Below are 15,156 nucleotides of genomic sequence, written 5' to 3' on the forward strand. Positions count from 1 at the left end.
TTTTAGTATCTCAATGAATCAAGGTTTTCGCAAGTAATATTTTATTAGAAATTCCTACAGCTCGACGCTGAAAGAGGAAATGAATAGAGTATGAAAGGGGATTTCTCCCCTTTCATTTTTCATAATTTATTTTTCTAATAATGGATTTCAGAAATTTTAACAGCTGTTTTTCCTCCAGGTATGTCTAAATCAATCGAATTTCCTCTCATTTCAAGCAGCAGCTGATTACCGATGGGAGATAAAAATGAAATTTTCCCTTGATCAGGATCAGCTTCTTCAGGAAAACAGATTGTATATGTTTCTTCATCCTCTTCTTCCAAATATACAATTTTCACTGTCGCCCCAATAAAAACTTTTGTGAAAATATCTTCATCTTCTTGATTAAAAAGCTGTTCCAATTCCCTTACATATTGCAAAAACTTTTTTTGGTTATTCATATAAAATCGGCCGATTGGAGAAGTTCTGTCATTTTGTTGTTTCTGAAAAAGTGTTAATTGTTCTCGCAATGCCGTTTTTAAGCTGGATAGCGTACTATGGCTCATAAAATATGCCACCTCCTTTTTCTTTAATAAAAAAATGGAAAATGAGTCTTTGGTTCATGATCTGTTCCCTCCAATTTTGAAAATGAAAAAAGAGATGCACAAAAAGTACATCTCACTCTAGACTACCAAATATTTTATTTTTTTCAATAAAATCCTTGATTTGATATTCTTTTCTTTTACTATTCACTTTGTTTTATAAAGCTCATCAAGCGGCTCCAAAATAATGCTGGTTATCCTCTGTAAAAGCATATTCATGCTTTCCTCTGCTTTCAACAATGCAGCAATCTTGCCGTTTTGCTGTACTAATTGAACGCATTTTTCTGCATGAATAATTTCTTCTTCAGTAATTTCTTTTCCGGTTACTTGTTTTTCATGCAGGTTTAATTGAGTGCTGCGAAAGTTGTGGAAAATGTTTTTCGCTGATTCATCGTGTTGGACATCATCATACAAATTTTTTAATTGAATATATTCCTTGCTTTGTTCCAATGCTTTTTTCAAATCGTACGCGGAATTATATAAAATATCAGACACTCCTAATCCCTCCTCGCTCCGCGAGCCCTTTTAGCTAATATAAAGGATGACAAGGCCGCCTGTCAAAAAAGTTTTAAAATTCCCTTACACCCTGAGGAATTTTTCGGAAGTTCGGGAAGCTACGGTTTCATTTCATGAAGAGGAGAGTTATTAATTGTGCCGATTCTCCTTAGCTTTACGTCAACGTCCACATGAACCGGTATGTCTTTAAAATGAGAATGCCAATCTTTTTTAACTTTATGCCAAATCGACGGATGGCTGCGATGAAGGGCTTCTCCAAATCCAAAAATATCTACTTCATATTTTTTCTGGGAAGCTTGAATAGCTGTCAGAATATCTTTTTTAACCTTTTCCTCAGCTTTTTTCTGCAAAAGGTTTATCGTTTCTATTTTCTCCAAATCCATTCGTTCGCATTGAACCTCGGCTACCGCCCCATCTATATGCAGCTGAACGGTGCCTTTAAACTGATGACCGTCAACTTTTGTTTGAATCTTGCTGTTTGTTCGGATCGTTTCAATTGCCACCTTCTTCTCTTTGCATGGCACATTAATGACTGCTCTTTGCACTTTTCCTAATGCATAATGGAGACCATTGCTTTCCTTCTCCGTTAACCAGTCAACTAACTTATCTTTCCTCATGATAGCTACACTACCAAATTTGAGATACGCATCAGCTTTTGTTTTTTCAACATTTTCTATTTTTTCTCCAGCTTCAGGATTGCCTATTATTTCTACACCTATCACATGAGGTTCAATGCCTTTATAAACTAACTCGTTGACAAATTGATTGATTTCTATTGTTTCGATAGGCCCCCATGATTTTTCAGATAACTTTAATGAAGAACTTAATTTATGTGCAGGAATTGTCTCCAGCTGGCTAAGTACTTTTAAAATGTTTTCAGCTCTAGTGTTTTTAGCGATAGAGAGATAAAAATCTGTCCGAAATTCTTTCCCCCTTACTACATAATCAATAATTTCCCCCATTCCTTCTTTTGCTAAATCCTCTCCAATAATCAACATGCGGAGATGACTTGAATAAACGGCTCTTGGCGAGAAAGTTGTCACTTTTCTCATCGCCTCAGACAATGTACGCGCTTTCGACTGGAATGTTCTAACAGGAGCTTTTGTTATTCCCCCTTGTTTTACAGTTGCTACCTGTCCCGGGTTGATCACTTGTATCGTTACAAGTAATTCATCATCTACTTTGTCTATTCCTAATGCTGAAACGATTGCGATGTCATTTAACTCCCTCCGATCCCAGCAGCCTGCCAGCAACATGATGGACGCCAATATGAATAAAAGACTTGTCAACCGCTTATTCATTTATTTCCCCTCACATGACGCTGACGTTTTTTCATTAGAGCTGTACCCAACAGGATGAGAGGAAAAAGAAACCCGATCGTTAAAGAGTACAAAGGCCAAATATTATGTACAAACTCAAAAAAGTGAACGATGTTCGGATGGAAGGCGATCGCATACACAATCAGCATCATAGAAATAGGAAGAGTAATCGAACGATAATCTTTTATTTTAAATAGTTGAGAGAGACCTAAAACAAAAGCATAAAAACTGATGGTTAGCTTATAAAAAATAGATAAAAACCAAATTCCCGCCATAATAACCTCTACACGCTGAAAAAATTTTCCTATTTCAATTTTTCTTGCCAGGGCATAGCTCGGATATATTTGTCTGGCTGTATTTTCGACACCTAAAACAAGAATAGAAAACATGACAACAAATGTAAGCAGGATTCCTCCAATTATAACGCCTACTAAAAATCCTTTTTCTGCTCCTTTTTGATGATTGACAAAGGGAGCAATCATTAAAAAAACGATTAATTCTAAATACGACAGACTAATAAAATGATAAAACCCAAATAAAATCGGTTTCATTCCTTCTCCCAATATCGGTTGCAGGTTTCCTATTTTGATTTGAGGCAAAATCGCGATGAAATAGATTGCTAAAAGGATGAATAGCCATAATGAAATGATTTCTGAAGAACGTCCAATCACTTCTAATCCTAAAAGGGTTGCCATAACAACGACTCCCATAAAAACAATATGGATAGCATCGATCGGTGTATCAGGCATCATTTGAGTAGTTGTAAAGTCGCCGATTTCCCTGAGCAATGCACCCGATAAAATAAAAGCATACATGAGAAATAATGCAACCGCGAATTTTCCAATCCATTTTCCGAGCAAAAGCTCGCATATTTCTACAAGAGTCATATTTGGAAAAATTGAATATATTTTAATGTACATAAGCACTAAAAGAATGGAGATGATGACCGTAAAAATGGTTGCTATCCAAGCATCCTGTTTCGCATCATTCACTAATGCAGTAGGAGCAACGAGAATTGAACTTCCAATCGTAAATAATAAAACTAACATTTTATATTGATTTGCTGTTATTTTCCCGTTGTCTAACATACCTTCACCAACCTCTTATTGAAATATTTTGTTCACTGCTTCGCTTAGCGGCTGGTAGATCCATGTGAGCAATTCAATCGGATTTGGAATAGGAAAATTAATGCATCTGGCAATACTTAATCCTGTTCCTAAAAAAAGAAAAATGATAAACACAATAAAATCCTTCCAGAGCTTATGTTTTAATAGCAGCAGAGCTTCGATTATAAAAATACATGCAGAAACGAAAAGAATGCCGATTATGTTCCACATTCATTTAATACCCCTTTAGGTAATCTATTTCTTCTTTCGTTGATTTTCGTTTTGAAAAAGTGATTTCTCTCTTTTCGTATTTTGCTGTGAACTAAAAACTCGTGGTCGAAAAATAAGCAGACGGCGGGGCAGACGAATAAAAACGTCCTTTTGATCTGCCAGCGTAAACGGAGCCATTGGACTTAAATAAGGGACGCCAAATGAACGAAGACTGCTCAAATGAAGAACTAGCGCCACCAATCCAAGGATAATTCCGAACAAACCGAAAGATGCGGCAAGCCCCATAAAAACAAATCGTAACATCCGCACGGTGATCGCTAGGTCATACGAGCTGACCATAAAACTTGAGATAGCTGTAAATGCTACAACAATTACCATTGCGGCGGAAACAATTCCCGCGTCTACTGCTGCCGTCCCGACAACTAATGTTCCAACAATTGAAACGGCTTGTCCGATAGCTCTTGGCATTCGAAGTCCTGCTTCCCTTAAAATTTCAAGCATAATTTCCATTAGAAATGCTTCAATAAATGCGGGAAACGGAACGCCTTCCCTTTGGGCGGCAAGACTGATCAAAAGCTGTGTCGGCAGCATTTCCTGATGAAAAGTTGTAATAGCAACATAAAGAGACGGTGCAAGGAGCGCAGTGAAAAAACCGAAAAAACGGAGAAAACGAATTAATGAACTTATATCTGCGCGTTGATAATAATCTTCAGGGGATTGCAGAAATTGCACAAAAATTGACGGTACAGTTAAAACGAAAGGAGTGCCGTCCACTAAAATGGCTACGCGGCCTTCGAGAAGATGTCCTGCCACGATATCAGGACGTTCCGTATTATAAATAGTTGGAAATGGCGTGTATGAGTCATCTTGAATCAGCTCTTCGATATAACCGCTCTCTAATATTCCATCAATATCAATTTGTTCAATTCTGCTTCTGACCTCCTGCACCACTTCTTCTCTCACAATCCCTTTAATATACATAATGCTGACTTCCGTTTTTGTTACTTTTCCGACTTTTTTTGATTCAATCCATAAACGATGGTCTTTTATCTTTCTGCGAATAAGGGAAGTATTGACACGCAAATTTTCCGTAAATCCTTCCCGAGGACCGCGAATAGTTGTTTCAGTTGTTGTCTCTTGGACTCCCCTCTCCTTTCCGCCTTTCATTTCAACGGCAAAGCCTTGTTCGTATCCATCGAATAATAAAACAACTTTTCCAGACAGAACAGCATTCGTGATAACGTTGAAATCATGCACATCTTCAATCGAACCGACGGTCAAGACCATTTCTTTTATATAATTGAGCAGCGTCAAACCTGCCAGATCTTTCAGATCCACTTCATTTCTTCTCAATTCAAACATTAACGATTCCATAACAAAATTATGATTCGCTTCACTGTTAATCAAACCGTCCGTATAAATAATCCCGACGCGGATTTCCCCTTGTCTTCCTATTCTTATTTCCCTTGTAACAATGTCGCTGCTGTTGCCAAATGCTTCTCTAATTTTTTTTAAGTTTTCATGCAAGCTGCGTTTGATCGTTTCTTTGCTTTGCGGTTGCTCGCTGCTATCTTGCTTTTCCTTGTCTGCTAATAGCTGTTCAAATGACTTTTTATCGATCGATTTCTTAAAAAATTTTAAAAAGCTCATGCCGAATCCCCCTAACGTTTTTGAACCTTTTACTTGTAAAGTGCCCAATTGTTCTTTTAATATGTAAAAAATCCCATGAAGCAGGCGGTTTGCCTGTTTTCATGGGATTAAATAAACAGAATGATAATCGATTGTACGAACCCGATTATACCACCAAGGAGAGCGCCTAAGTAGGTAATCATTTTAAATTCCCTTTTGGAAATAGTCAGTACAACTTCTTCGAGACGTTCAACCGAGAAGGATTCTACCTGTGCCGTCACAATTTCATCGATATCGAAGGCTTTCATAATCTGTTCCACACTGTTTTGCAAATAAAGAACAGAGCTGGAAATGACAGCTGGCAGCATTTTTTCCATAATTGCTTGTTTATACGGCTGGATAAGCTCTGAAATTGGTTTATCCAATGTTTCGTAGATACGTATTTTTTCCGAAATAAGTTTTGCAATGGACAAGCTTGTCTTTTCTTTGTCCATCCTGCTTGTGAACTCAGAAACCGGCATTTCAAGCAATCGGCTCCATTCTTTAAAAAGAATGGAATAAATCAGATCAATCGTCCCTTGATGACGAAAAAACTTTGCTGCTTCTAATTGAATTTTATCTGCGATATTCAAGTTTCCTAAAAACATTTGAATCATGCCGCCAAACGTTCCTTTTTGTTGAAGAAAGTCATCGATCATTCTTTGCAGCGCTTGTTTCCCTTCATCACTTTCAACATATTGAACGCCTTTCATTGCAATCCATTCTGCAAGACTAGGAATTTGCAATTCGATGTTCTTCTTCCATTCTTGCGGCAAAAAATGACTGACTTTTTGATCTGTATTGAAAAAATGAAGTATGCTTTTTTCAATCGCTCGTTCAAGTCGGGTGGCAATCATTTCCTTGCTGTTGGATACTCCATACTCTTCCAGTAATTCCGTTAAAGTTTTTTGTTTGGCAAGCCAAGCATCTATCGATTGAAGCAGGAATGATTGTATTTTCTGCTGGAAGGAGACCTCCTCCATTTTCTTTTTGATTCCTTCTGGTGTAACTAAATGCTCGATCACCATTTTTCCAAGCTGCCTAGCCAGCTCATCCCGGCGTTTCGGAATAAGGCCTGGCGTAAAGGGAAGCTTTTTTCCAAACAAATAGATTGGTCTATATGGGCGAAAAAGCATTTTAATGGCAATGTAATTCGTAACACCGCCAATAAATGCACTAATTACGACCATTATAGCTGATGTTAATATAAATTCCATTTGCATCTTCCTCACTGTTTATTCACAAGATCAACTGCCAGACATACGATATCATAGCATGATTTACCTAAGTTAATATTATAAATCGGTTAACATTTGTAAGCAAACGGGGTAATTCAAATGGCAGAAACAAAAATTTTAATGATTCCACTCGAAGAAAAAAACGGTTTCTATATGGAAATAAGCGATTCTTTGCAAAAAGCTTTGACCCTTCCACTGATCCAAACGTTTTCCTTACATTGCGGCCAAGAAACAGTTAAAACAAAAGCCTCCTTCATCCGAAACGAAAAAATCGTTCTTTATGCCAGTGAAGAGATTTACAACGCTCTTCATCTTCCTATAAAATCTTTAACGCTTCGTCTTCAGTATGATAAATTCACCAACACCTTCAAACTTGGACCGGTCATTTGTGTATTGATTGATTCTATTCAGGACGATGAAAAAATCCAGTTTGGAAATATTGATGATTTTTGTAAAGAGATGGCGAATTACTGTGCGGAAATTGGCGCATTTTTTTGTATTTCAACATTAACTGATCTGCAGCAAAATCAGAAGAAAGGGTTTCATTTATCTCATCAAAATTGGAAAAAGGAAACCATTCCTTGTCCTGACGTGATTTATAATCGGATTCGATCAAGAAAATTAGAGTATTCTCAAAAATATTTGAAGTTTTTGCAATTTGCAGCTGCAAACGATATACCGGTGTTTAACCACCGCTACTTAAACAAATGGGAAATTCATAAAATTTTTGCGTCCAACCAGCATCTTCTTCCCTACCTTCCAAAAACGATGCTTTTAACAAAAAAATCAGATTTGCAAGTGTTTGTAAATGATTTTCAAGACGTATTTATTAAACCGATTAACGGCAGTCAAGGGAGAAGAATTATTCGCTTGAAAAATAAAAACGATCTTTTCGAAATATACTTTACCCATCCCGGTAAAAGCGAGCAGCCAATTATTTTTCATTCCTTTCAGGAAATGTATAAACATCTCTTTCCATATCTCAAAAGAGAACCGCATATTATTCAGCAGACAATCGACACAATCAAATTGGATAATCGACCGCTTGATTTCAGGTTTCTATGCCATAAAATCAATCATCAGGGCTGGAAAATAACCTCTTCTGTCGCCCGCCTTTCCGCTAAAGATCAATTTGTTAGCAATTTAGCTAAAGGCGGAGAGCTGTATAAAATTAAAAAAATCTTATCTGACATTTTTGACAAAAGCACTTGTTTACATCTTTGCAGCATTCTTTCTGAAATAGCACTGGAAGCCGCCAAAACAGTTGAAATGAACGTGGAGGGAGAATACGGGGAATTTGGAATTGATATGGCTGTAAGTGAGGATCAGAAACCATGGATTTTAGAAGTCAATACAAAGCCATCCAAAAATATTGAATACTCTCTCAATCCTTCCATTCGTCCGTCTGCCAAAGCAATCATCCGTTATTGTTTCTTGATAAGCGGTTATGATGTTTCATAACGATTCATATAATAATTGGGTAAATATAGATAAACGGAGGCAGGCGGATATTTGTGGCAGAACCTCTTTTGTCTTTCGGATTTTTAGTCAATAAATATTTTCATGAAGCAGCCTATTTTAAAAATATTTCAAAAGCGGCAAAAAAATTGAATATGAAATGTATTATGTTTCGCCCGTTGGACGTACAATTCGCAAATGGTACGTTAACGGGATTTACATTCAATTTAACATCTAATAAATGGGAGCGAAGTACTTTTCAACTTCCACATTATATTTATGACCGCTGTTTTTATGGCAAAGATGCTGCTTCCGTTCAAAACAAAAAAGCCGTTCAAAAATTAAAAATACAACAAAATGTTTCTTTTCTAGGCTACGGATTCCCAGATAAATGGAAACAATATAAAACATTAAAAACTGATCCATTCATTTATCAATATCTTCCTGAAACAGAATATTTCCAACATCCCGATCAAGTTTATACATTTTTGCAATCATATGAGGAATGTATCTTAAAACCAATTCACGGCAGTTCAGGAAAAGGAGTGCTTGTAATTAAAAAAGAAAAGGAAACGCTATTTCTATACTTTTTCATTGGAGCAAATCAAAGGATCGTCCGTTTGAAACATTTCAATCAATTAAAACCATTTCTTGCGAAGAGACAAGTTGACTCATACATTCTTCAACGATTGCTCCCTTTAAAGGACAAACAGCAGCGTCCATTTGACTTGCGCATTTTATTTCAAAAAAACGAGTTCGGTCAATGGATTATGCAAGGAAAAGGAATTCGAATCGGTCAAAAACATACGTATGTATCCAACTTGTCAAAAGGCGGTTCTGTCGTTTCCCTTGAACAATGGGAAAAAGATATTCCAAGGCAGCGATTGAACCATATTTATAACCAAATCGAACAGCTTGCTCACCATCTTCCGCAAAAAATTGAAAAAAATTTTGCTCCTTTATTTGAGCTTGGTGTGGACATCGGCATTGATTTGCAAAATGAAACGATATGGATTCTAGATATTAATTCTAAACCAGGGAGAAATGTCGTTTTAAAAACAGATCCTGCGAGAAAAACAGTTCTGTACGAAGCTCCTGTCCGCTATGCCCGCTACTTGCAACACTCTCTACAAACCGGGGTGGAAATAAATGATTTATCAAATTAAACAGGCAGACCACCTAAACCAAACCGTTTTGCTTCCTAGCTCTTTTTCCCATGTAACGATCGAAGCGATCTCTTTCGGCAAACGGAAAATAGCGTGCCGTTCTATTCTCCATCACGAAGACAGCCAAAGCATTTATATTTCAAAAGATATTGCCGAATCTCTGCTTTTACCTAAAAATATTAGGATCAAAGCTTTAGTCCATAGTGAAACGCTATTTTTAGGCCCCGTTGTCGGCATTTTCACAGCAGGTTTTTATAAATCCCTTTTACGCCCATTAGGCGACAGATCGATATTTTTTTCAAAATTAGTGGTCAACGGCTGTTCAACAGGCGCTTTTTGTTTTGTATTTGGGATACATCAAATTCATTGGGATTTAGAGATGATTGAAGGCTATTCATTCAATGAATCCGGATGGGTAAAAATAACCGTTCCATTTCCAAATGTCATCTATGATCGTCTTCCAAATCGGAAGGTAGAAAACTCAGACTACTTTCAGTCTGCGAAAAAAAACTTATTTATGCGCTCAATTCCGCTTTTCAACTCAGGCTTTTTCAACAAATGGGATGTCCATCATATTTTATCCAAAGATGGGACAGTAAGGCATTACTTGCCGGAGACATATCATGCTCCGTCTATAAAAACAATTGAACAGCTGATTAACCGCTTTCAAACGATTTATTTAAAACCTGAAAACGGAAGCCTTGGCCTAGGAATATTTAAGCTGGTGAAAAATCGGAAAAATGGATCAATTCTTTGCTGCTATTATGATGAGAACGGAAAAGGCCAGTTGAAGCTGTTCTCTTCTATTGAAGGCTTTTTGCAGCGTTTTTTTGCACAGCGATCATTAGATCAATATATTGCTCAACAAGGCATTTCCCTTCTTCAATCGAGTGGAAATCCTGTCGATTTCCGCGTGCACACAAACAAGAACGAAAACGGAATCTGGCTTGTCAGTGCAATCGCTGCGAAATTGGCCGGAAAGGGAAATCCTACAACACACGTAAAAAACGGAGGAACAATAAAATCTTTGCATGAATTATCATTGCCGCTGAATAAAGAGGACATTTACCGTTCACTTTCCACCGCGGCTCTTTCTATTAGCAAGGCAATTGATCGCAAAATGGACGGTGAAATCGGAGAAATCGGTTTTGATTTCGGCATCGACAATAACGGGAACATATGGCTATTTGAAGCGAACTCGAAGCCTGGCCGCTCCATTTTTATGCATAAAGATTTGCAGCAAGAAGACCGGCTAACATTGCGCTTTCCATTCCAATATGCCGAATATTTAATGAAAAAAACAATTTCAACTGAGGAGATCTATGATGCCCCATGAAATGCTCGTCGGAATTTTAGCTGGTGATAACGATCGAAGCGGTTCTTTTTATGGAAACATTTCGTTATTTAAAGCTATACAAAGACATTTGGCTGAGCAGAACAGTTCAAGCTTTGTTTTTACACCTTCTGGCATGAAAGAAAAATCGATCGTCGGCTATATATATGAACCGAACGAAAATCGCTGGTTGAAAAAAAAGTTTCTATATCCAGATGTTGTCTATAATCGCTATCCGTTTCGCGATACAGTTCAAAAAACAGATTTCGTTTTCCGCTCTTTAAACAAAAAAAACATCCCTTATTTCAACAGACATTTTTTTAATAAATGGGATGTCATTACTTGTTTGCAAAAAAATAAGCACCTTCTTCCTGTCATACCTGAATCGCAATTAGTAACATCGAAACAAGATTTTTATACATTTTTTGAAAAATACCCCTCCGTTTATTTAAAGCCTGTTGGACAAAGCCAAGGGAAAGGAATCATTAAAATAACAGCCGAATCCAAACATAACTACATTATCAAAACGGTAAATTCTATAAAAAATGAATCTTCATTGGAAAATATTTGGAAAGAAATAAAACACATTCTAAACGAGCCGTATATGATGCAGCAGGAGATCGTTTCCGATCAGATTAACAGTCAGAAATACGACTTGCGCATTCTCGTTCATTACAGTCAAAACAAATATGTTATTTCGGGAATTGGCGTGCGCGCATCTAAAAACATCACAACACATGTAGTACATGGAGGCTCTATCCTTCCCTTCTCCTTTGTCAAAAACCGTGTCGATACTAAAAAAATGGAAACTATTTGCCATGAAATTGGCAGCACACTCTCTCAATGTTTTCAATTCATTGGGGAATTTTCTATTGATGCAGGAATTGATACAAAAGGAAATATTTTTATTTATGAGGTTAATTCGAAACCGATGGTGTTCGATGAAAAAGACATATTCCAAAACGGAATTGTCCAGCTAAGCAAATTGTTCCATCATTTAGCAAAAAATCAAATCGATTCCAAAAAAACTTGATAAAAACGGATGCACAAGCCACAAATTTTTGTAATCATCCATGATATCATACATTCTTTTTATAATTTTACCTTTTCCTGAGCAACCTAATGAATAATTCCAGTGAATAAGGAGGGTAATACGGTTATGGATAAGGATAAGGAAGTAAAAGATTCGCTATATGAAGGTCGTGATCAATCGTTTATGGACATTGACAGAATGATTAATGAAGGTCTTTCAGGAGGATCTGTTCACTACCGTTACAATGCGACCAATATTGAAGAAGCAAGGGACCTCGAGGAAGAAGAACCGCCATTTGACATAGAGAAAATTAACGAAAAGTAAGCCTGATGTTTGAAAAACACATCAGGTTTTTTAAATTTTAGCTGTAAAAGAATTCAGAGCATAAAGCTTAAAAGCCCCTTTCGTTATGTTTCCTGAATGATTGCATGCTCTTCTTCATGGCATTGGCTGCAATATAAAAGATGTATACACTGATGATTTTTTAGTGAATCTCTTTTTCCATCTAAAAACTTCATCAAGTCCATTTCCATATAAGCACTGTAGTCATCTAAATAATCAGTTATTTTCCCTGCATCCAATAAAATGCCTCCGCATTTGGAACAATACTTATGAAGTTGCTGAAATCCATTGCATAACGGACAGGCTCGCATGTGAAAACTCCTTTATTTGTTGTTGATTTATGTATAATGTTCCCTTTCTAGTCTGATTTACAGAGTAACGACACAAAACAGAAATTACCATTTCTCATTTCGAATAGATTTTTACATCCTACTCATACTACTTAATGAACACCATACATCCCGGTGGGTTAAGCCGAGTTTGGCAGTGAATCTTTTGATTCACGCTGGTGCAAATCCAGCTAACCCAGCCAAAAAAAATTTCACAAGGAGTTGAAAATTATGGCTCAACAAAACCGCAGCAACAACTCAAACCAACTTTTAGTTCCTGGTGCACAACAAGCGCTTGAACAAATGAAATACGAAATCGCAACAGAATTCGGAGTAAATCTCGGACCAGACACAACTTCCCGTGCCAATGGATCTGTTGGTGGAGAAATCACAAAGCGTTTAGTTGCACTTGCTCAACAACAAATTGGCGGTTTCCAACAACAATAACTAAAAAATTAATATTCATGGCTATGGAGGCACTACCCGTGTCTCCTTTTATTTGAGAATAAGGAGGTTTTTCAAATGACAGTTGGTACAAAATTGATGGAAACTATTTCAAGCTGTGAAAGTGCGGTTGCGAACTTACATAGCTTCGCACTGGAAACAGAAGATCAACAAGCTAAGCAGTTATACCAAAACCTTGCAAAACAACAACAGGAAGTGCTTGATCATTTAAAAGCGAGACTAAATTACATTCAAAACGAAGAGCCGCAATTTAAACAGCTATAAATCAGGAGAGGACCATTCACTCTCCTGATATTTCCCATTTTGTGCTTGAACCCTTCCAATTCAGCTTCCTCTTTCTATTTCTGTTAATTCTAATCCTTCCAAGCTTCATTCCATTACAGGAAAATCGCACCTCTCTTCAACTTTCAAATCCACTCACGAAGTGTCGTGTTTCCCCCTTTCGTTCGAGCAGTTGTTATAAGCATTTAAAATCTGATCTTTCTAAAAACAATTGCAGTAATAAATCGTCTATAAAAACCTTAGATATCCGTTAGATCATCACATTGAGATAGACTGCCAAACAATCGAATTAATATTCAAAAAACAAAAAAATTATGGTAGATATTCCATCTTTTTGCTAAAATATCTAAATATTGGGGGGAAGGGAATAAAAACTGAAGATCATTTTGTTAAAGAAAGCGTCATCATGGAAGTCTTGACTGCACGCGCATTTTGTCGATTATAAAAAAATTCTTGATTCATGCCGCCAGCTGCAACATCATCTACAGGTTATTTGCTCGGAATGTGCTTTTCGGCGAATATGAGTTTTACACCATACTAAAATCTTCGCCTTTATAAAACATCATTCATTTTTGAATATAAAATTTAACAAATTAGAATAAAAATTAACTCAACTTTCGCAGCTCAATTTTGGTAAATAAGCCTTGATATAATTAGGCAAAACTGCAATCCATTTACGTAATTGACTTTCGATGAATTTTTTAATCTTTTAATTTACATTTTGAAGTGCATCTTCAAAAATTTCAATGAGTAGTTGAAGTGCAAAGGCCCAATCTAGTTCATCGATTTCATCACAAAGTTCATAAAAATGCCGCCTAATGTTCGATAATCTGTACTTACTCGGTTTTGCCAAGACAAAACAATGTACCTTGTAAACACAATAGTGGTATGGCTGATCATGGAATCATAAGATCTTCCTTGGAACTCTTTTTGGAGTTTCAATAAGGATTTGACTGTTTTGAAGAATACTTCAATATCCCAACGTATCCCATAAATACGAATGATTTCTTGATCCGATAAAGTACAGTCTGTACTCAAAATAGCTAGCCACTGTCTCTTTTTATTACGATTACGGACAAATACCACTTTAACAGGTACGCCATTTGCCATCGTTGTGTGAATAGAGCGCAAAATACCCTTTTGATGTTGTGATGGTTTAGCTGTTTGGTATAGTTTTTTTAGGCTCACCCATTCACCGTTCACTTGATATCTTTGTTTTGTATCCTTCACCATTCCAATAACATCCAACCCTTGATCCACAATGGACTTGATCAAAGGCTGTTGGGTAAACCATGTATCCATTAAAACGTATGAGGCATCGATTCCTTGAGAAAGTGCCCGTTTAATCATATTGGGAATAACTTCCGGCGCTTTTTGTAAAGCTTCGACACGCCGCTTATAACCGGATGTACGCTTATCGATTCGGTTATCAATCCCATTGATTTGGGAATTCGTAGAGCTTAATAAAGCAAAATCAATAGGCAAAAATGTAGCACCATCTGACCAGCCGAGTGTAAGCATACGAAATCCTTTGTAATAACGCATTTTTTGAGAAGAATGATCGAAACAGCGAGCAAGCAGTTCAACCTTTTTACTGCGATTTCGTTCATAAGATGAGTCGTCCACGATCAGCACTTTCGGACGGTCGTGTCTCGTTAAACTACTTACCTTCATAATGGTGAAAGTACTCAAAACAAGTAAAAACCTGCGCCAATTGTATTGAGGGTTATTTAAGAAGCGATAAATAGCGTTTTTTTCCGGCAAATCTTTAGCTTTTTTACTTTGAAGAAGTCGAAACAAATTTTTGCCTTCAAAAACTAAACTAAAAACTAGCTGGAATAAATAGGCGCAGGAATAACCGAAACCCTTGTTAATTCCCACTTTCCTTAAATATTTTAAGATTTCAAGTTCATCAAATATAGCTTTTACTTCTTTTGGTAGTTGATTGTTCAGTCTGTTATTCGTTATCATAATAAGAGACACCTCACCTGCTTTTGGTAATGTTTTTTCTGGACAATTAAACTATACCAAAAGTTGAGGTGTTTTTTTTGCAAATTTTTATGTCAAGAAGTATTCGAAACAACCAACAAAC

General features: G+C 36.7%; 15 protein-coding genes and 1 pseudogene. 7 read left to right on the plus strand and 9 right to left on the minus strand.

Translation table 11 applies throughout. From position 1 onward, the window contains the following. Positions 1–134: 134 nt before the first annotated feature. From NSQ41_RS15095 to NSQ41_RS15125, 7 genes are all read right to left on the minus strand, one after another. Positions 135–542 (minus strand): GreA/GreB family elongation factor, encoded by a 408-nt coding sequence (locus NSQ41_RS15095; protein WP_339197162.1) that lies wholly within the window; start codon positions 540–542, stop codon positions 135–137. 183 nt (positions 543–725) lie between these two features. Continuing rightward, the gene (locus NSQ41_RS15100) at positions 726–1,073 is read right to left on the minus strand and encodes a YlbF family regulator (protein WP_339210270.1); all 348 of its coding nucleotides are present in this window, start codon (positions 1,071–1,073) and stop codon (positions 726–728) included. A 119-nt stretch (positions 1,074–1,192) separates the two neighbouring features. After that, on the minus strand, positions 1,193–2,395 hold the full coding sequence (locus NSQ41_RS15105) for a Ger(x)C family spore germination protein (RefSeq protein WP_311066422.1): 1,203 nt from the start codon (positions 2,393–2,395) through the stop codon (positions 1,193–1,195). After that, a complete protein-coding gene (locus tag NSQ41_RS15110) occupies positions 2,392–3,501 on the minus strand; it encodes an endospore germination permease (RefSeq protein WP_339210272.1) in 1,110 nt (369 codons plus the stop codon). The genes NSQ41_RS15105 and NSQ41_RS15110 overlap by 4 nt, the downstream gene beginning before the upstream one ends. Positions 3,502–3,516: 15 nt before the next feature. Continuing rightward, entirely contained in the window at positions 3,517–3,750 is a 234-nt protein-coding gene (locus NSQ41_RS15115; protein WP_066248956.1) for a hypothetical protein, read from the minus strand. A gap of 24 nt (positions 3,751–3,774) precedes the next feature. Further along, positions 3,775–5,400, minus strand: a complete 1,626-nt coding sequence (locus NSQ41_RS15120; protein ID WP_130158436.1) for a spore germination protein — start codon at positions 5,398–5,400, stop codon at positions 3,775–3,777. A gap of 107 nt (positions 5,401–5,507) precedes the next feature. Further along, positions 5,508–6,635: a DUF445 family protein gene (locus NSQ41_RS15125; RefSeq protein WP_339210274.1), complete on the minus strand. Its 1,128-nt coding sequence runs from the start codon at positions 6,633–6,635 to the stop codon at positions 5,508–5,510. Between the two features lie 120 nt (positions 6,636–6,755). Between NSQ41_RS15125 and NSQ41_RS15130 the strand changes: the two genes are divergently transcribed. The 5 genes from NSQ41_RS15130 to NSQ41_RS15150 all read left to right on the plus strand — a co-directional run bounded on the left by NSQ41_RS15130 (position 6,756) and on the right by NSQ41_RS15150 (position 11,970). Then, positions 6,756–8,117, plus strand: a complete 1,362-nt coding sequence (locus NSQ41_RS15130; RefSeq protein ID WP_082829491.1) for a YheC/YheD family protein — start codon at positions 6,756–6,758, stop codon at positions 8,115–8,117. Positions 8,118–8,170: 53 nt separating this feature from the next. Next, positions 8,171–9,280, plus strand: coding sequence for a YheC/YheD family protein (locus NSQ41_RS15135; protein ID WP_339197170.1), 1,110 nt, complete (start codon positions 8,171–8,173; stop codon positions 9,278–9,280). Beyond that, positions 9,264–10,616: a YheC/YheD family protein gene (locus NSQ41_RS15140; RefSeq protein ID WP_339210276.1), complete on the plus strand. Its 1,353-nt coding sequence runs from the start codon at positions 9,264–9,266 to the stop codon at positions 10,614–10,616. Before NSQ41_RS15135 ends, NSQ41_RS15140 begins: the two co-directional genes overlap by 17 nt. After that, entirely contained in the window at positions 10,606–11,646 is a 1,041-nt protein-coding gene (locus tag NSQ41_RS15145; RefSeq protein WP_339210278.1) for a YheC/YheD family protein, read from the plus strand. The genes NSQ41_RS15140 and NSQ41_RS15145 overlap by 11 nt, the downstream gene beginning before the upstream one ends. Positions 11,647–11,772: 126 nt before the next feature. Beyond that, positions 11,773–11,970 carry a hypothetical protein gene (locus NSQ41_RS15150; protein WP_144597082.1) on the plus strand — a complete coding sequence of 66 codons (198 nt, stop codon included), beginning with the start codon at positions 11,773–11,775 and terminating at the stop codon, positions 11,968–11,970. 83 nt (positions 11,971–12,053) lie between these two features. On the opposite strand, the gene NSQ41_RS15155 is transcribed toward NSQ41_RS15150, so the two are convergent. After that, a complete protein-coding gene (locus NSQ41_RS15155; RefSeq protein ID WP_339210279.1) occupies positions 12,054–12,299 on the minus strand; it encodes a hypothetical protein in 246 nt (81 codons plus the stop codon). A gap of 249 nt (positions 12,300–12,548) precedes the next feature. Here NSQ41_RS15155 and NSQ41_RS15160 point away from each other — a divergent pair, with 249 nt between their 5' ends. Next, entirely contained in the window at positions 12,549–12,764 is a 216-nt protein-coding gene (locus NSQ41_RS15160; protein WP_063387285.1) for an alpha/beta-type small acid-soluble spore protein, read from the plus strand. A gap of 75 nt (positions 12,765–12,839) precedes the next feature. Then, a complete protein-coding gene (locus NSQ41_RS15165; protein WP_063387284.1) occupies positions 12,840–13,046 on the plus strand; it encodes a DUF1657 domain-containing protein in 207 nt (68 codons plus the stop codon). 628 nt (positions 13,047–13,674) lie between these two features. Here the strand turns inward: NSQ41_RS15165 and NSQ41_RS15170 are convergent. Continuing rightward, positions 13,675–15,035, minus strand: a pseudogene (locus NSQ41_RS15170) (transposase). Positions 15,036–15,156 lie beyond the last annotated feature (121 nt).

The sequence above is a fragment of the Aeribacillus sp. FSL K6-8210 genome (assembly GCF_037963925.1).
Lineage (GTDB): Bacteria > Bacillota > Bacilli > Bacillales > Aeribacillaceae > Aeribacillus > Aeribacillus composti.